The organism is Alkalibacterium putridalgicola (assembly GCF_900109825.1).
GTDB lineage: Bacteria > Bacillota > Bacilli > Lactobacillales > Carnobacteriaceae_A > Alkalibacterium > Alkalibacterium putridalgicola.
This window is the reverse complement of sequence record NZ_FOBL01000007.1, coordinates 15488-34690: the sequence shown is the minus strand read 5'-3', so window position 1 is coordinate 34690 and position 19203 is coordinate 15488. Positions and strand designations below refer to the sequence as shown.

12 protein-coding genes are annotated in these 19203 nt (G+C 46.0%); 2 read left to right on the top strand and 10 right to left on the bottom strand.

The features are described from left to right. Positions 1 to 9 precede the first annotated feature (9 nt). Together BMX84_RS03515 and BMX84_RS03510 are read left to right on the top strand one after the other, a co-directional pair. Complete coding sequence (locus BMX84_RS03515) at positions 10 to 912, top strand: polysaccharide deacetylase family protein (protein ID WP_091487275.1); 903 nt, start codon at positions 10 to 12, stop codon at positions 910 to 912. Continuing rightward, entirely contained in the window at positions 905 to 2137 is a 1233-nt protein-coding gene (locus BMX84_RS03510) for a putative glycoside hydrolase (RefSeq protein ID WP_091487272.1), read from the top strand. Before BMX84_RS03515 ends, BMX84_RS03510 begins: the two co-directional genes overlap by 8 nt. Before the next feature lie 564 nt (positions 2138 to 2701). Here BMX84_RS03510 and addA read toward each other — a convergent pair. The 10 genes from addA to dnaG form a co-directional block, all read right to left on the bottom strand. Further along, the gene (gene addA / locus BMX84_RS03505; RefSeq protein WP_091487270.1) at positions 2702 to 6484 is read right to left on the bottom strand and encodes a helicase-exonuclease AddAB subunit AddA; all 3783 of its coding nucleotides are present in this window, start codon (positions 6482 to 6484) and stop codon (positions 2702 to 2704) included. After that, complete coding sequence (locus BMX84_RS03500; RefSeq protein ID WP_091487269.1) at positions 6481 to 10125, bottom strand: PD-(D/E)XK nuclease family protein; 3645 nt, start codon at positions 10123 to 10125, stop codon at positions 6481 to 6483. The genes addA and BMX84_RS03500 overlap by 4 nt, the downstream gene beginning before the upstream one ends. A gap of 124 nt (positions 10126 to 10249) precedes the next feature. Further along, the gene (pepT, locus tag BMX84_RS03495; RefSeq protein WP_091487267.1) at positions 10250 to 11476 is read right to left on the bottom strand and encodes a peptidase T; all 1227 of its coding nucleotides are present in this window, start codon (positions 11474 to 11476) and stop codon (positions 10250 to 10252) included. A gap of 12 nt (positions 11477 to 11488) precedes the next feature. Beyond that, positions 11489 to 12619: a Nif3-like dinuclear metal center hexameric protein gene (locus BMX84_RS03490; RefSeq protein ID WP_091487266.1), complete on the bottom strand. Its 1131-nt coding sequence runs from the start codon at positions 12617 to 12619 to the stop codon at positions 11489 to 11491. After that, positions 12616 to 13317, bottom strand: coding sequence for a tRNA (adenine(22)-N(1))-methyltransferase (locus BMX84_RS03485; RefSeq protein WP_091487264.1), 702 nt, complete (start codon positions 13315 to 13317; stop codon positions 12616 to 12618). Before BMX84_RS03485 ends, BMX84_RS03490 begins: the two co-directional genes overlap by 4 nt. Before the next feature lie 161 nt (positions 13318 to 13478). Further along, on the bottom strand, positions 13479 to 14213 hold the full coding sequence (locus tag BMX84_RS03480) for a general stress protein (RefSeq protein WP_177165448.1): 735 nt from the start codon (positions 14211 to 14213) through the stop codon (positions 13479 to 13481). Between the two features lie 196 nt (positions 14214 to 14409). Beyond that, the gene (locus tag BMX84_RS03475) at positions 14410 to 14988 is read right to left on the bottom strand and encodes a general stress protein (protein ID WP_091487261.1); all 579 of its coding nucleotides are present in this window, start codon (positions 14986 to 14988) and stop codon (positions 14410 to 14412) included. A gap of 380 nt (positions 14989 to 15368) precedes the next feature. After that, positions 15369 to 15989 carry a 50S ribosomal protein L25 gene (locus tag BMX84_RS03470; protein ID WP_091487259.1) on the bottom strand — a complete coding sequence of 207 codons (621 nt, stop codon included), beginning with the start codon at positions 15987 to 15989 and terminating at the stop codon, positions 15369 to 15371. Between the two features lie 168 nt (positions 15990 to 16157). Then, a complete protein-coding gene (rpoD, locus tag BMX84_RS03465) occupies positions 16158 to 17291 on the bottom strand; it encodes an RNA polymerase sigma factor RpoD (protein WP_091487258.1) in 1134 nt (377 codons plus the stop codon). Between the two features lie 25 nt (positions 17292 to 17316). Further along, positions 17317 to 19194: a DNA primase gene (gene dnaG / locus BMX84_RS03460; protein ID WP_091487256.1), complete on the bottom strand. Its 1878-nt coding sequence runs from the start codon at positions 19192 to 19194 to the stop codon at positions 17317 to 17319. Positions 19195 to 19203: the final 9 nt, after the last annotated feature.

The following is a 19203-nucleotide window of genomic DNA, read 5'->3' as shown; positions in this document are numbered from 1 at the left end:
GACTGACTGATGAAAAAACTGATACTCTCTACCCTGCTTGCTTCCACCCTTGTTTTGACGGCCTGTGAAGCGGCAGAAAGCGAAGTAACCCCAGAAACTGACGAAGAAGCGACACAAGAAGATGTTTCCGGCGAAGAAGTCTCAACGGAGACAGACGACGAAATGTCTGACGAAGAAACAGAAGAACTGGAAGAAAATACTGATGAAGAATCAGATGAAGATAGTGAAGTGGTGGAAGCGCCCGAATACTTATATGAAGTAAGTGACAATTTTGCCTACATCAATGTGCTGGATGGCAAAGAGGCCAACAAGAAGGTCGCCCTCTTGACCTATGATGATGCCCCGGACAAGCATGCGGTAGAAATCGCCCACGTTTTAGCTGAAAAAGATGCCCCGGCGATCTTCTTTGTCAATGGGATGTATCTTGAAAGCGATGAAGGCAAAGATATGCTGAAGGAAATCCATGAAATGGGCTTTACGATCGGGAACCATTCCCACACGCATCCAAGCCTGCCTTCTTTATCTGAAGAAAAGCAGAAAGAAGAAATACTTAAAACCAGTGACCTGGTCGAAGAAATCATCGGCGTACGCCCCCGTTTCTTCAGAGCTCCTTTTGGCCAGAACACCGATTACTCTAAAGAAGTGGTCAAAGAAGACGGTATGGCGCTGATGAACTGGACATACGGTTATGACTGGGAAGCCGATTATCAGAATGCCGAGGCTTTAGCTGACATCATGACCAATACGAACCTTCTCGTATCAGGGTCCAACCTGCTCATGCATGACCGGGAGTGGACCAAAGAAGCCACCCCTGCTATTATCGACGGCTTGAGAGAAAAAGATTACGAACTGCTGGATCCAGAACTGATCCAGTCTGGAGAAAGCGAAAGCGAGGAAATGAGTCATGACTAAATTACTGAAAAAAACGTTCATGGGTTCTGCGGCTGTCTTAGCCTTAAGTGGGATCGCCAATACAATTGTCCATGCGGATGAAGCTTCGGAAACCGAAGCTATGGAAACGACCTACTTAACGGTCAACACGGAACCTTTACTTAGGGTACCTGAAACATTCCCGAGTCAGTTCAAGTATGACAGTGGCGTTGATATCGCCTATCCCGAAGATGGGGTCAAAGGTGTATTCGTTACGGCTCACTCTGCCGGTGGTGCGCGCATGGAGCCGTTGACCAATTTGCTTAATTCAACTGACCTGAACGCGATGGTCATTGATATAAAAGAAGACAATGGCGATATTACGATGCCGCTCGAATCTGACCATGAACTGGTCAATAAGTTTTCCACTAACTGGATCGATCCGGAAGGCTTGATGTCTCATTTAGAAGAAAACGAGATCTACCCGATCGCTCGTATCGTCGTCTTCAAAGATTCGCGCCTGGCTAAGGAACGTCCTGATTTGTCCTTCAGAAATCCTGACGGCTCTGTCTGGTCAAACCGTGCCGGCCACAGTTTCGTCAACCCCTTCCAGAAAGAAGTCTGGGACTACAACGTTGAAATTGCTAAACAGGCAGCGATGATGGGCTTCAAAGATATTCAGTTCGACTACGTCCGTTTCCCTGAGGGGTTCGAACTGCGTGATGAAGAACTCGATTATTCCCGCGGCGACTACGCAGATAATGATATGGATAATGTCCAGCAGCGTGTGGAAGCTGTTACGGACTTTGTTGCGTATGCCAGAAAAGAACTGGAAGCTTTTGATGTAGACGTCTCTGTCGATATCTTCGGCTACTCAGCAACCGTACCGGAAGCTCCCGGCATCGGTCAGAACTTCTCCCGTATTTCCGAGAATGTCGATGTCATCTCTTCGATGATCTATCCGAGTCACTGGGGACCCGGTTCACTCGGCATAGCTAAACCCGACCTGGAACCTTACAATGTTGTTGCCAACTATATGGAACATGAGAATGAAGTTTTAGGTAACCTTGGCGAAAAAGCGCCGGTCTCCCGTCCATGGATCCAGGACTTTACTGCTTCTTATTTAGGCTCCGGCTGGTATAAGAACTATGGTGCTCAGGAAGTGAGCGAACAGATCCGCGCCCTGAACGATTACGGCGTCAATGAATTCCTTTTATGGGATGCCGCCAACACGTATTCTGAAGGTGCACAATACAGTTTCGACTAAATGTAATGCTATAAGGAAAGCTGAGACCTCGGTCTCAGCTTTTTTTCTTATATTAAAAACTTCAGGTTCCTTCTTTCCTCACTTTGAAATGGCGCAAACACACTGCCATGATATTCCATGCGGTCCTGATTAGGCTAAAGCCTAATCATTCATTATAGATTGGGCGGATTTGATAACTCTCACAGCAACTCGGGGCGAGTCTGATCACTGAGATTGGGTTATCAATCCTTATAATAGGAACTCGTGATGGTCCTTATTACTGAATTAAGGTTATCAGACGTTATAGTAGTAACTCAAAATGAAAAATGACACTGAATTCAGGTTATCTGTCGTTATAATGGCATCTCAAAAGAAAAGATATCGCTGGGTTTGGGCTAACAGCCGGTATAATAGGAACTCATAGGAAGAACTGTCACTGAATCAGGATTATCATTCGTCATAATGGCAGCCCAAAACTCATCTCTTTGCCGAGTTCTAGATATATGCCTGCCTGTCTTTTTCTAGACAGGCAAAAAGCGAGCCGATTCTGTGAAATTAAGAATCGGCTCGCTTTTTAGATACTAATTAATTCACCCGTACCGTCTCACTGATGTCAAGCATCACAAGATGGGACTCCAGGACAGGCTTTTTAAGGATCGATTCCAATGCCCGCTTATAGAGTGTCAGCTGGCCGCGATACTTTTTGAGCATTTCGTCCCCTGCCATCTGACCTAAATGCGCGACCCGGTCCGTTTTGTAGTCGAACAGAATGATGCCGTCTTCCTTTTCGATATAGCCGTCGATGATCCCGTGGATAAGCACATGATCATCCAGCGCTTCCATATCGTGGAAGATATCCTGTGCTTCCATGAGCAGCGAGAAGGGCACTTCTCGCTTCATGTCTTCATAGTGTTCAATGATGTACTCTCCAAACGCTGTTTTAAAGAAACTGAGGATCTCTTCTGTACGTATCAGTTTCGCCAGTTCAGGTGTGAACACATTTTCCTTTACTAAACGATTGATGACAGCATAAACAGAAGCACTTGCCGGTTTCTCACTCAAGTCTAGCGTCTGCAGCACCAGGTGAGTGGCCTGCCCCACTTCGGCCGGTGTCGGCTTCAGGTCTTCATGGATGAAGGACGGTCGGCTCAGCTGATCTTCGACATACCGATTGACTTGTCTCGGTTTTGTGACATCGATCTTGACCATCTGTCCATCGTCCGGTTCTTCAAACAGCCGCTTGATTTCTGAAACCGACTGATAGCTAGTCGTCTGGGTGGCAATCTGATAAGCATAAGGCTTGTTCATCAGCATGACCGCTTCTTCCACTGCCTGCTTGATTTCTTCATCGGCCTGCGCTTTGATCGTGCCTTCTTTCAGCTTCGGATACCAGTCAGACGTTTCTGATTTCTGATGGGACAGCAAGGCTTCTTCCAGCTCTTCCTGCGAATAAAAATGCACATCAAAGGACGTATCGTAATGATGGATCTCATTATTTTGTGCGGCGATCGAACGTGATTCATCCATCTGTTCATGCCGGATGATACTGAAACCGATCCAGTCCATGAAACCGCGGGCACCCAGACGCATATCAGAAGGCAGGACGCGTTTGGGATGACCGCCGACCAGTCCCCACCGTTCAAGAGCCGCCTCTTCATTCTTGTATGAGCCAACCAGCAGGAGTTTCTGTTCCGCACGTGTCAGTGCAACATAAAGCACACGCATCTGTTCAGACAGCAGCTTGGTTTTCTTTTTGTATTTCAGCGCTTTTTCAGGCAGTGTCGTTTTCTTCTCCCGTTTTTTCAGATCACGGTACTCTGCCCCTACGCCGTATTCTTCGTCAAAAACCGTCGCCCCCTGCGCATCTCTGACATTGAACTGTTTCGTCATATCCAGCACGAACACGATCGGGAATTCCAGCCCTTTACTGGCATGGATCGTCATGACGCGGACAGCATTCTCGCTGTCGGAGATCGCTTGAGGTTCGGCCAAGTCCTTATCTTTCTTCTGCATTTTTTCAATGAAGCGGATAAACTGAAACAAACCTTTGAAAGAAGTTTTCTCATAAGCAGCTGCCCGTTCATACAAAGCATGCAGATTGGCTTTGCGCTGTCTGCCGGAACTCATGCCGCCGACATAATGCAGGAAGCCGGTGTCTTCAAAGATCATCCAGATCAAGTCGATCAGCGACTGCCGGCGTGATTGTTTGCGCCAGTTCTCAAGCATGGCTAAGAACTTCTGTACTTTAGCCTGCAGTTCTATGTTTTTGATGTCCTGCCAGTCGTCTTTGTCGGCAAACTGTGTCAGCGCGTCGAAATAAGACGACTGTTTGTTGATGATCCGGATACGGGTCAGCTCCACTTCATCCAAGCCAACGATCGGTGATCGCAGGACCGCCACAAGCGGAATATCCTGCTGTGGGTTATCGATGATCTTGAGTATCGACATCATGATCGTTATTTCAGTGGTCTGGAAGTAATTCTGGGTATCTTTCACCGCTGTTGGTATGCCCAACTGCTTGAAGATATCCTGGATGTCCAGATTGTTTTTCTTTGTAGGTGTCAACAGTACGATGTCTTTCAGCTCCAAAGGCCGCATGATCTGGGCTTTCTTATCGTATACTTCATACCCTTCAGCCAGCATTTCGAGTATCTTGCTGGCGACCATAAAGAGTTCACCCTTGGTTTTCGTATCGATATTGAAAGACGTCGACAAGGCTTCCGGTTCGTCCTCTTCCTCAAACTCTTCTTCTTTCGATTCATATATCAGGATCTCCGTCTGAAAATCATCAGAATCTGGAAAGGCGGTAAAGCCATTGATCAGTTTTGCCGAGTCATCGTAAGTCAGATCCCCGACTTCTTTATCCATCAGCTGGTCGAAGACGAAGTTGGTAAAGGACAGGACATCTTTGCGCGAACGGAAATTCTCAGCGAGGATGATCCGTTCTCCTGCCTCTTTCGTGGCATAGCGTTCATACTTATCGATAAAGAGGCTCGGGTCTGCCAGACGAAAAGAATAAATGGACTGCTTGACGTCCCCGACCATGAATTGATTCCCGTTTTTAGGATCCGGTTTTGTGACCCATTTCAGTATTTCTTCCTGGATCTGATTGATATCCTGGTATTCGTCGATCATGACTTCTTTGAACTGATGGCGGTAATGCTTGGCTGCTTCAGAAGCGACTTTACCTTCCGCTGTCTGCTCTGACAATATCCGGAGCGTCAGATGTTCGAGGTCGTTGAAGTCCAGCACTTTCCGGTCAGCTTTGTGAGCCTGATAGCGTTCATAAAAAAGAGTCGCGACACGAGCCATTTCTTCCACTAACTTGCCGACTTTCGACATGTTCTCCAGCTGTTCTTCCGGAGAAAACGAGAACACATCGTTGACCATGTCTGTATACATATCTTTCGCCTTGTCTCTGAAAGGTTTCATCTCTCTACCGGCTTCTTTCACCGCTTCTGGGGTGTCTTTTTTATTTGGCGCATACCATCTGCTGTGACTGAAAGTTTCACTCAGAGCATAAGCTTCCTGTAGTTTGTTGTCAGTTACAAGTGACTCCAAAGCGTTGATATGAGTGAGATCATCTTCCAATATACCGAGCGTTTTACCGAGTTCCTCTTCGCCGTTAGCCATCATGATTGCATCATCCAACAGTTCCTTGATGTTGAATAACGTGCTTAAAATCTGAGCTTTGATGAGTTTCTGAAAAACGAAACTCTGACCCAAATCATTGCCTTCAACGGCATACATCTGACTCAGTCCCGAGAGCCATTCCAGCGGATCAGGATTGGCCCGTGAGAATTCATACAGTGACAGAATTAGATCAGTCATGCCGTCATCGTTTTTATCACTGGAATAAGCCGCTGCAAGTTCTTCGAACAACTCATTATCATGGCCATATAACTCTTCACGCAGTTCGTCCCAGACGTCTTCTTTCATCAAAGCGATCTCCGTATCGTCCGTCAATAGACGGAAGACGGGGTCAAAGTCGATCAGGTAATAATAGCGCCGGATCACTTTCAGACAGAATGAATGGAGGGTAGAAATGTCTGCATGTCCCAGCATGGGGATCTGACGGATCAGATGATGCTTCTGGTCGGCATCCCTAGACTCGTTTATTTCTTTCTGGATCGCTGACTGGATACGCTGCTTCATCTCTCTCGCCGCTGCATTAGTATACGTGACGACCAGTAACTCATTGATATCTGTCCTACTTTTTATCTTTTCGATCACCCGCTGGACGAGGACGGTCGTTTTTCCCGATCCGGCCGAAGCAGAGACTAAAAGGTTCTTACCTTCATCATGGATCGCCTGCCACTGGTGATCAGTAAATTGCGTGTTTTCCGGTTTTTCAGGTATGGTTTTCATCCTTCATCAACCCCCTTTGCTGGTTCGATAATCTGGTACTTCAATTTGAGCTTATCGATCAGCTCACTCTGGTCTTTGATCTTAGGCAGATTACGGTAGTAGTTCTGGTTGCCCGGAAGCAGCACATCAAACTGGGATATCGGATGATATTCCCCTCCGACAGTCGTAGGTGTGCGTCCTTTCTTCTCGTAAAAAGGTGCCAGCTGATTTTCACCGGACAGGATCAGGTTACCAGCTTCTCTTATTTTGGTCCGGTGGTGCTTCAAGAGCAGCTCTAGGTCATCCAGAGTAATAAACGAGCCTCGAAGCTGACCTTTCACCAGTTTCTTCAACGGATAGACCAGCGATGATACCCCGTTATCCAGTGTCTTATCTATACTTGAAAGCAGATCATCCTCATTAAGAAGAATGCCTTTCATTTTGAACTGCTTCAGCATTTCTTCAAGCCAGTCCTTATTTTTCACTGAACGTCCGTCAAGCAGCGGGTTTTTAACTTGGGCGTAAAAGGCTCCCGCCGGTTTGGCTTTTCTGCCGAATAATTCTTCAGAATGTTCGACTGCTGTATCCAGATAAGTCAGCAGCTGCATCATCAGACCATGATAGATCTCATCAAATTCGAGCTTTTTGTCGCCGGATTTATAATCGACCACACTGATATAGAGCTGATCATCGATCTCCATCGCATCCAGACGGTCGATTTTTCCACGGACATGGAGTTTTCCTCCGTTATTTAAAGGAAAAGTCAGTCCTGGGACACCCTGTTTGGTTGCGATACGTCCGAAAAGCACTTCCGATTGCTGCGGCGCCATGCGTGACCGGCGTGACTGATTGGCGATCGCCCACATCATCTGTCTGATGGTGTCACTCAACTGCCTGCGGATAAACTTCATCCGGTTCGACATGGAAAGCAGTCGGAATTTATTTTTCTCATACAGCTCCTGGAGTACTTCGTCGGTCAGCTCATTGAGTGTCTTGTCATTAAGGTCGCTCATGTTCACGTTTCGGTTCACGATGGTTTTGAATATACTGTCCAGAGCATCATGGAAAAAGGTCCCAGTTTCTGCCGGAGTCAGTTCCTGAACGGTCCGTTCTTTCAGTTTCAGTCCATAACGCAGGAAATGACTGTAAGGATCAAGGTAAAAACTCTCAAGCTGTGACACAGAAAGGTACAGATCCTTTCCGTATAGTTCCTCCGCCAGTTCGCGGTCGAGTCGTTTAGGAACATTAGAATACTCCAGACTGCTCAATATTTTCCGTTCGATCGGATCGGCATCTTTAAAGAGTGACTGATAAAGTTTTATCCAGAAAAGTGACGGCTGGTCTTCTTTATCTATCCCTTCCCTAAGGACATTCACCAGATGTCCCATCGTCTCCCTGCGTGAACCGACAAAGGAAAGGAGGGTCTCGTAAGATTCTTGTGTCAGGCTCCCGGGTTCTGCTTTTATCTGTTTTACTGGAACATTAAGATGACGGCTGATCCGTTCGATGTATGGACTCAGCTGATTGTCTCCGGACCCGTCATTCTTGACTGGGTAACTGAAAATCAGTCGCTCGGAGGCATTCATGAAAGCTGTGTATGCCGCAAAAGGTTCACTCGCCAGGCGCCCGCTCGTTGTCGGAGCCAAATACTTGTCGTCCGGCAAGTAGACGGACAAGGCTTCTCTGTCTTCATCGGTCAAGATCGAGTCATTTTCCTGACTCATCGGCAGCTGGGTATCGGTCATGCCAAGAATGAGCACGACTTTTTTCGTGTTGATCCTTGATTTATCAAAGTTAGTGAACATGACCTGGTCGATGCTCGGTGGCACGATGCTGTAAGTCGCCTGTTCGAAGCCAGTTTCCAGAATAGACAGGAAAGAATCCATATCCCATGGTTCATCGCCTAATACATCGACGAACTCGTCGAGGAGCTGGATAAATGTCTGCCAGACTTGTTCGTGTTTTCTGGCATTCTCCAGTTCCCCCTGCTCGATCGCCTGATCACGCCAGTACAGCAGCTGATCATTGAATCCCTGCTCATCAAGAAACTGATACAATAGGCGGGCTGCCTCGCGGTTTGTTTCTACCTTAGACAGCCGTTGATAAAATGGCAGCAGGATATCACGGACCTGATCTTTAGCTTCGTTGGCCTGACGCTGCATCTGTTTGTCCGCATCCAATTGTTCATCCATTTCTTCCAGATGGAAACGAGCATAGATCCACTCTTTGTCTTCCATCCATTCGCGTCCTTCATAGCCATAGGCCAGCATGACGTTCTCTAAAATATCCAGTCGCGTCCGCCAGTCTTCTGCTTTACTGTTCCAGAAAGCCAGTTTTTCCACATTGTCTTTCGGCAGCTGTTCGTTTTCGTTCAAAGGGATAAAGAGCTCAGTTTTTAAGAACCGCATGATATCATCATAGCGCCAGTAGCGTTTGTGAATCAGGAACAGACTTTGTATCCCCTCGACTAGGGCATGGCCTGCCATATGATCGGCTTGATCCACGAACAATTCGATCTCATTTTCAGCAAAGGTCGCTTCCAGCATCCGCTTGTAATCGTCCAGCACACGGGACACCACCAGGATGTCTTTGTATCGGTAGTTGTCTTTAGCAACCAGTTGTTTTATCGTAGTTGCCGCATGCAACACTTCGGCTTGTTTGTTCTCTGCCGCCCTTATTTCAATGCACCCATCCATGAGGACATCTTTAAGTAACGTCTTATCAGGCGACAGGTCAAAACTGTCGACCCAATACTCTTCCAGTACATTCAGTTCACTGCAGTGCTCACCGCTGGCTTCGTTCAGTACGACATCATGCTGGATCTGAAGACGCCGTTCACGTGCCTGCTGGTACAAACGATAATAGGTCATCCCCGTTTCATAAAAGAAGTCAGTCAGTTCAGGCGGTTCGACCGCATGTTTTTTATCCAGGATCAGTGACACTTTGACATCCTGTGCCTGCTCGACGAGTTCAAGGATCAGGGCCTGTTCCTGTGCGGAGAAACTGTTGAAATGTTCGATGATGATACGCGTTTGAGACATATCTCTCTGTTTCACTTCCTGGATCAATGCCTCAAGGACATCTTCTTTCTCGATATATTTCCCGATGAGCTGATCCATGAACGCTTCGTATAATCTCTTTATATCTGTCAGTTTCAATCTCAGGTCGCTGTTCCCTGCTTCATTTGACCATTCATGTATGAAGAGCTCTTCCAGGTCTTCAGGATGGACACGTCCATTTCTCATTTCCATAAATAAGGTCGTGGTTTTATCCACGAATCCCTGCTGATGGCTTTCACCTCTGAATATGGTCAGGTCTTCTTCATTTTCTTTCAGTATCTTGCGTATAAGCATGGACAGTCCAGTCTCTGTTAACTGCGAATGGCTGAATATGGCCGTGTCCTGAAGATAATACCAGGCCAGTCGACTGAAACTGAATACCTGCAGATTGATCATCCCGGCATACTGTTCATTCCTCTCCTTGTCTGACTGAGTGGTTTTGATGTATTCCAGGATATTCATCTCAGACTCAAATTTGATGTGATCCGGGACGAGATAAAAGACCTGGTTATCACTGTCTTCACGGGACCATTCCACAAGCTGACTGTAAATGTGTGCTTTCTTGTTTGTATGTAACCGTCCCAAAATAAACTGCAAACTCATATCAACACGCCTTTCTCTATCCTGATGGGTCTTTTTAATGGCAGATCGTCCGATTCATAAAAGCATAAAAGAAGAAAGGAAAGAAAGCATCTCGGCTTTCGATCCTTTCGATCCGTTATTAAGCTTATTCAGCTGCCAGACGTGCGATTTCAACAAGGACATCTGTCGCTCTTTCCATACTTTCAACAGCCACAAATTCGTAACGGCCATGGAAGTTTTCTCCACCGGCAAATATGTTCGGTGTCGGCAGACCCATAAATGAGATCTTCGAGCCGTCCGTCCCGCCTCTGATCGGTTTGACGTCCGGTTCGATATCCAAATTCCTCATGGCTTTATCAGCCAGTTCTACGGGTCGCATGTCTTTTTCGATGACTTCGCGCATATTGTAGTAAGAATCTTTCATGATCACTTTGACACGTTCTTCTTCAAACGGTGCATTCAAGCGGATCGCGATATCACGCATCAGCTGTTTGCGTTTGATAAACAATTCTCTGTCGTGATCACGGATGATATAGTTCATTGATGCTCCTTCCACTGTTCCTGTCATTCCCAGGAGATGGAAAAAGCCTTCTCTGTCTTCTGTTTCTTCAGGGACATCCTGACTAGGCAATGCTTCGTCGAAAGCAATAGCCAGTTTCAGTGCGTTGACCATTTTTCCTTTAGCTGTACCGGGGTGAACGTTCTTCCCTTGGATCAGGACATTGGCACCAGCGGCATTGAAGCTTTCGTACTCCAGCTCGCCGACCGGTCCGCCGTCGATCGTATAAGCAAAATCTGCGGCAAAGTGATCCACGTCAAATTTGTCTGCGCCGACACCGATCTCTTCGTCCGGCCCAAAGGCGATACGGATCTTGCCGTGCTTGATGTCCGGGTTATTGATCAGATGTTCCATGGCGGCAAAGATCTCGACGATACCTGACTTGTCGTCGGATCCAAGCAGCGTCGTTCCATCCGTGGTGATTAGTGTCTGACCAATATAGTTGTTCATATTCGGAAAGTCCTTCGGTGACAGTTTCACGCCCATTTTCTTATTCAGGACGACCTCTCCGCCGTCGTAGTTCTCATGGATCTGAGGATTCACGTTCTCAGCATTGAAGTCGGCCGTATCCATATGGGCGATGTAGCCGATGACCGGGACATCATTGTCCGTGTTTGACGGCAGTGTGGCTGTTACAAACCCGTTTTTATCATTGTACTCGACTTCTTCCATACCGATCTCTTGTAAATCTTTCATCAGTTTCTTGGCAAATTCGACCTGTGACTGAGTTGAGGGAACCGTTGTTGATGAGCTGTCTGACTGTGTTTCGATTTTGACATATTCTAAAAAACGATCGACTAAGTTCTTGTACATATTATCCCGCCTCTATTTGATATAAGTAAATACGTCTTTCTGTGTTTCTGCTTTCAGTATTTCTATGTCCCACTGGTTTTCCTTTTTGCACTGATTCAGGTACTCAAACAGTTTCGGTACAGCGATGGCTTCCATGTAATGGCCGGCATCGATAAAGTCCAGACCGTCCCGCAGCATATCCTGTGCACCATGATAGGAAATATCTCCCGTTACATAAAGTGTCGCCCCTTTGTTGAGCGCTTCTTTATAGTATTTTTCACCGGATCCTCCAAGGACCGCTATTTGGGTGTGTTTTCTGTCTGCATCCACCGATCCGTATCTCACGCCGTCAACGTCAAACTGCTCGTTCACTTTCTCAGCAAGGTCCGATGCGGAAAGAGGTTCATTCAGATCACCCACCCGTCCAAAGCCAAAGGGCTCCGACTGATACTCGAGCGTAAATATATCGTACACCGGTTCTTCGTATGGATGAGCGGCTTTCAATGCCGCGATACTGTTCATCACATCAGCATCCCTGACCATCATTTCGATGCGCTCTTCATGGATACGTTCTTCTTTCCCGATCTCGCCTTCTGTCGGGTCTGCGCCTTCCTGCGGCGTAAACCGGCCATAACCACTCAGCGTATAGGAAACGTCCGTGTACGCGCCGATTTCGCCGGCTCCAACTGCATGGAGAGCTTTGCGGACCTTATCTGCAGCGTAATCCGGAACATACACGGCCAGCTTCTTGAAACCGCGCTGCACACTCACCGACATGACGTGACGGCCCGATTCTCTGATTCCTAAGCTGTCCGCCAGCCAGTCGTTCATCCCACCGGCTGCCGCATCCAGATTCGTATGGGCAGAATAGACGGCAATATCGGATTTGATCAAGTCGATGTATTGTTTTCTTCGTTCATCTTCCTGATTCAGAGTTTTCTGGGAAGTGAAAATAGCCGGATGATGGGTCACGATCAGATCAGCCTGTTTCTGCTTCGCCTCTTTGATCGTATCATTATCCACGTCCAGAGCGATGAGCACACGTTTGACGCTCTGCTTTGTGCTCCCAAAGGATAAACCGATGGGGTCCCAGCTTTCAGCCAAGTCAGGTGGTGCTAAGCGATCGATTTCCGCGATGACATCTGAAACACTCACGTTACTCACTTGATCATCACCTCGATTAAATTCAGCTTTTTATTCAGTTCTTTTAGTTTTTCTTCATCTTTTTGTTCAGCTTTTTCCATCTGCCCAATGACATAAGCCGTTTTTTCAGCTTCACTTTCCCATTTAGCTATAAAGACGGACGATTTTTCCTGACGAAGGAATGGTCCGAACAACAAGTCTTTCTCGTTATAAGCCGTTTTTTCATCTGCCGGTTTCGCTTTAATGATCTCATAGCGCTTACCGTTTTCTTCTAAAATCGTTTCAGCTGTGATGGCATAAGACTCTCTCATCAGATACTCGCGGACTGTTTGTTCGTTCACATTCGGCTGAAGGATCAGCGTTTCCTGTCCCGTTCGTTTGCGCAGCTGCTTGCCTTCTTCAAGGATACGCACGATCAATGGTCCACCGACACCTGCGATCGTGATGGTGGTGATATTGTCAAAGTCATTTAAGACTTGGAGCCCATCGCCTAAACGTACACTCACGGTTTCTTCCAGGTTCAAACTGGACACTTCATTTACGGCATTCAAAAAAGGTCCTTCGACGACTTCACCTGCAACAGCACAGTCGATCTGTTTGTTCTGTGCCAGATAACACGGCAAGTAGGCGTGATCGGAACCGATATCGGCAAGTCTTGCCCCTTTTTCAACGTAGTCGGCTACGATTTGGAGCCGTTTGGATAAATTTACTGAATTCATAGGTCACCTCTTATATTCTACTCTCTTTATTTTACCAGTTTTTCTATAGAATTGAAAAGAGAGACGTATCTTTTTACAGTAAAGTTGTTTAAGTAAAAAAGTCTATTGCCTGTTTCTCTCATCAGGCAATAGACTCCAAACACTAGACTAGTTAACGGCTATTATTTTTTGTAGGCATCCATATCGTCATCTTCTCGTGAGAAGTCACGTCCATCGGTCAGCGGATCATTGATGTCTCCACTCGTATTGTGATCTGTTTTAGTCACATCACGTTTACCGCCACTTGGATTGACTTTCGTGTCAGGCTCTGAGTCTCTGACACCTTTGTAATTATCCAGATTATTTTTCTTTTTAGTCGTGTCACTCGTGTTCATATTAGTGGTCTCGTTATCAAGATCATTGTCTCTCACTGAATCTTCAGTAGTCGTCACAGGTGTGGTTTCAGGTGTTCCAGGGTCAAACTCTTTATCGCTGTCTCCGACATTTCTGGCAGCGTTGTATCTGTTCAAGTCCTCACCGTTGTAGCCATCCAGCACAATGACGACTTTGCCATTCTTGATATCATCTCTGTATGGATAAAGCAGATCGTCTTCCTGATTATAGGCTTCATTTCTTTTCCGTACATCGTGATCATAAGTGTCTGATGAAAACGCATCTTTGATCTGTTCCCATAAGGACTGATCATCTTTATTCGTTTCTCTGGTTTCCCTTGTTGGGGTCGTATCTGCTTCGATGTTAACTGCCTCATAATCACTCTGGGTTTGGGTCACGTCTTCATTTGCATAAAGAATAATATTTTCTTTCTGATAACCTGCATCTTTCAGCTTGTAGACAACATCCAAAGCCTCGTCACGTGTATCATATGTTCCGACAACTGTTTTATTTTTCTCTTGCATAACGATTCCTCCTATTGTGAATTTAAGTGAGGCCATCTCTTTTCCCACTTGACTTCATTATAAATCACGACTAATTATAATTCTAGAAATAGCACTCATAACAACGTTTAAAAAGGCTGACCCGTTAATATAGAGCAAAAAAAGTCTATTACCTGCTGATCTAAACAGCAGGTAATAGACAAGGGGGATCTAATATTTATCTTTTGTAGCGGTCTCTGGTTTCATCAGCGCGATTGAATTCTCTGTTCTCTGTTGTCATATCTTTGTTCAGATCGGTTGACCGCCCTGTGTCGGAAGGCATGGCTGACGTATTGCCTGGATCATCGATAACGCCTGTGTCAGACGGCATGGCAGCTGTGTTACCAGCATCAGCAGCCCTTTCCGTCGGTTGACCACGATAGTTTTCGACCGCCACAACAAAATGTCCATTGGCGATGTCATTTCTGTACGGATAAAGAAAATCGTTATCCTGGTTATAGGCGTCGCGTTTTTTCTCAGTTTCATGGTCGTAGGTATCTGTCACAAACGCATCTTTGATTTTGTCCCATGTTGACTGGTCTTTTGTATCTTTATACTTCTTCGTTTTTGCAGTGTTATCCGGATCGACCACGACATCGTGGGCTTCATAATGCGCCAGGGCATTAGACTGTTCTTCATTCGAATACAGGATGATATCGTTTTTCGGATAGCCTTCATTTTTCAGTTTACTGACAACTTCCAGCGCTTCATCCTGAGTAGGATAGGTGCCTACCACTGTTTTGTTCGAGTTTACCATCAATATGACCTCCTGTGAAATTTAGATTGTGACTTATGTCTCTATACTCATTATAGGAAGTTTATACATAAATTAACAGTTATACGCCTTTACCCTGCCGGAAATTTAGTCATAATAAGTCGCTGAGGTCCGTCCTTTCTGTTTGAAGTTGTCTTAGGAGGTGATCAGGCGCTCCGCCTGATCATGCATCTTCGCTTCAAGCTTTACGGAGGGACATACGCGCTTTTAGGCGCGTATGGTCATATCTGGTCTCTACAAGGCTGACGAAACGGGCCGGACGTCCCGTTTCAACATAATAAAAAGACCGAATGATCTATGTAGGATACATAAATCACTCGGTCTCTTTTAACGTATTTAATTAAATACTGATCGAAAGAATCTTATTCTTCTGAATCGTCTTCGTCTTCACCGATAACTTCTGGTTCAGGCATTTCGTCGTCAGCAGTTGGTTCAGGCTCTTCTTCGATTTGAGGAGCTGAAACAGATACCACTGTTGAGTCTGTGTCTGAAAGCAATTCGATGCTGTCGTCGATTTCGATATCAGAAACGTGTTTCGTGTCGCCGATTTCCATTTCTGAAACGTCAACAGTAAATTCTGAAGGAGCTTCAGCAGGAGCAACGCTTACTTCTAATTCAGAGATAGATTGTGATACGATACCTTCGGAAATGGCTTCTTCACCAGTAATATAAACTGGGATCGTCATGTTGACTTTCTGACCTTTAGTAAAGGCTAATAAGTCAACGTGATAGATTTCAGGTTTCAACGCAGCGTTGGTTTTTTCTTTAACGAACACGTGGTATGTGTCTCCGTCTACTTCAACGTCGAATACACCGTTTGATCCTACTTCACGTAGAGTCATTTCAAAGTCTTTTCTGTCTAATAAAACAGATACAGTGTCTACTTCTCTTCCGTAGATCGCTGCTGGGATCTTACCTTCTTCTCTTGCTCTTCTTGAAGCAGATGTTCCTGTTTCAGTACGTTTTGTCGCTGTTAATTTCATAAAATTTTCACCTTCCACGATTTTATTTTAAGTAAATAGCATATTTCATTAACTGAACAAGCCAGAAATTAGTATACCAAAATTGTGAACAGATTGCAAAGAAAAGCGACAAGAACTTTTACTTTACAGTCGATTTCCCGCTTTTCCTGCTTCTCTGTCGACATATTTCTACTCTAAAAAGTCTTTCAATTGTTTAGAACGACTTGGGTGACGCAGTTTTCTCAGAGCTTTCGCTTCGATCTGACGGATACGCTCACGAGTAACGCCAAAGACCTTGCCCACATCTTCCAGTGTACGCTGACGGCCGTCGTCCAGACCGAATCTCAGGCGCAGGACATTTTCTTCACGGTCAGTCAAGGTGTCCAGAACGTCTTCCAGTTCATTCTTCAAGAGTTCGTAGGCCGCATTGTCTGCCGGACTTGTGGCGCCATCGTCTTCAATGAAGTCGCCCAAGTGCGAATCATCTTCTTCACCGATCGGCGTTTCAAGTGAGACAGGTTCCTGAGAGATCTTCAGGATATCTCTGACTTTTTCAGTCGGCAGGTCCATTTCTGCACCGATTTCTTCAGGTGTTGGTTCACGGCCCAAGTCCTGAAGCAGTTGTCGCTGGATACGGACAAGCTTGTTGATCGTTTCGACCATATGCACAGGGATACGGATCGTACGGGCCTGGTCGGCGATCGCACGGGTAATGGCCTGTCTGATCCACCATGTCGCATAAGTGGAGAACTTGAAACCTTTCTCATAGTCGAATTTCTCAACGGCCTTCATCAGTCCCATGTTACCTTCCTGGATCAGGTCCAGAAAGCTCATTCCACGACCGACATAACGTTTGGCAATAGATACGACCAGACGCAAGTTGGCTTCTGCCAGTTCCTGTTTCGCCAAGGTGTCGCCTGCTTCGATACGCTTAGCCAGAGAGACTTCTTCGTCCGCTGACAACAGATCGACGCGCCCGATTTCTTTCAAATACATGCGGACAGGGTCATTGATTTTCACACCAGGAGGAGCGATCATTTCTTCTTTTTTCGCCTTTTCAGCTTCTTTTGCTTGTTTCTCGAGTTGTTTGGTTAACGGATTTCCCTCTTCGTCCACAACACCGATACCTTCATCTTCCAGTTTCTGAACCAAATCATCCATCTTTTCTTTTTCCAGTCCAAAAGGTTCTGCTAGTTCATCTGTGATCTTGACGTAGGAAACGGTCTGCTCTTTCTTCTTCTTCAGGTCTTTGATGAAACGGACGACCGCAAGTTCGTATTTCTCTTCAGGCTTTTTCTTGTTGTTCTTCGTTGTTTTTGCCATAAAATGACATGCCTCCTGATTTAGTCTATTTATTTTTTAATTGACGGTATAAGTTGATGATCTCGATACTTAAGGATTGCTGTCTTTGCTTGTCTCCACTACGCTGGGCATCGACCAGTTCTTCCCGCTTGTTTTTGATGCGGTCTTCAAGTGGCTGACGGTTACAGATCAGATTCAGGTAATCTTCGATCTCACCCGGCGCGATGTCTTCAGATAAAGACAGCCACATGATTTCAGACGCCCTGCTCTTCAGTTTTTCATCCGGCAGAAAGTCGATAAAAGACTGCACATTCGGATGGTCATGCGAATGATAAAATTCCTCGTAGAGAATAAATAAGAGCTGATTTGATTCGATCGAGAATGCGAGTTCTTTATCCAGAGCATTCAGTTTCGGCCAGACGTCATTATTGGTGAACAAGCGATGCAGCAAGGCGTTCTCAGCTTTCATGACTGCTGTCTGCTTCGGTTTGTTCTGACGGAGCACAACAGTCGGATGCTCAGGAACAGGTGTCTTTGTCTGTTGCCTCTCACTGCGTTTTTTCTGCTGTTTGCGCCGCTCTTTCTGGTTTTCGACGATATGTCCGTGCATCTGCTCTTTCAAAGAGTCAGTGGACAATTCGAAGGTTTCGGCCAGCTGATTGAGATACATTTCCCGTTCAACAGCCGATGTGACCCGAGTCAGTTCATTTAAAACCGTATCGATATATTTCAACCGGTCACTTTCATTATTTAAGTTGACTTCTTTTTTGTGGTATTTCATCAGAAAGCTCATCAGTGTATCCCGGCCATGTGCCAGGAAATCCTTGAAGGCTTCTGCTCCTCTTTTCTGGATAAAATCATCAGGATCCATTTTTTCCGGGAAAGCTGCGATCTCGATAGAGAAATGCGTTTCATTGGCGATGAAATCAGTCGCTCGTTTGATTGCTTCAAGCCCTGCCGAATCACCGTCATAGGCGATCACGACATGATCCGTTACTTTATCGAGCGTGCGGACCTGTTCTTCTGTCAGGCTCGTCCCCATCGTTGCCAGACCGTTCCTCACACCTGCCTGCCAGGCTGAAATGACATCCATAAATCCTTCAAAAAGGAGGACTTCCCCTTCACGACGGATGACCGGCCGAGCTTTGTCATAGTTGAACAGGACGCGGCGCTTGTTGAACAATTCCGTTTCCGGACTGTTCATATACTTGGCCGTCCGCATCTGTCCGTCTTCATTATCCATAAAGGCACGTCCCGAAAAGGCAACGGTATGTCCTTTGGCATCTTTGATCGGGAAAAGGATACGGTTAGTGAAACGATCATAAAATTTATCATCGTCTCTATCTGAAAACAGGCCTGATTTCTTCAGGATCTCTGTTTCACTTAAGTCTTCGTTTTCCAGATACATCTTTAAAGATTCTCTCTGAGGGGGAGAAAATCCGATCTTGAACGTGTCAATACTTTCTTCAGTCATGCCTCGGTCCAGCAGATACTGGTAAGCCGCTTCTCCGGCTTTTGTATTCACAAGAACATGATGATAGAAGTGTTCCGCTTTTTCATAGACCGAAAGCAGTTTCCCTCTGGTCGAATCCGCATTCGGCCGGTTCTGTGCGGCCTGATCGAACAGTGTCTGGTCGACAGGAATATCCGCCAGGTCGGCAGTTTTTCCGACCGCTTCGACAAAGGAAATCCCTTCGATTTCCTGAAGGAAACTGAAGACGTTCCCGCCTCTGCCGCAGCTGAAGCAATGGTAGATCTGTTTCTTTTCACTGACTGAAAAGGATGGTGTCTTATCATCATGGAAAGGACAGGATGCAAAGTGATTCTGTCCTGACTTTCTTAACTGAAGATATTGAGAAATGACTTGAACAATGTCTGTCTGTTCTCGAATAGAATTAATTGTTTCATCAGGTATTCTACTCATTCTTCATCC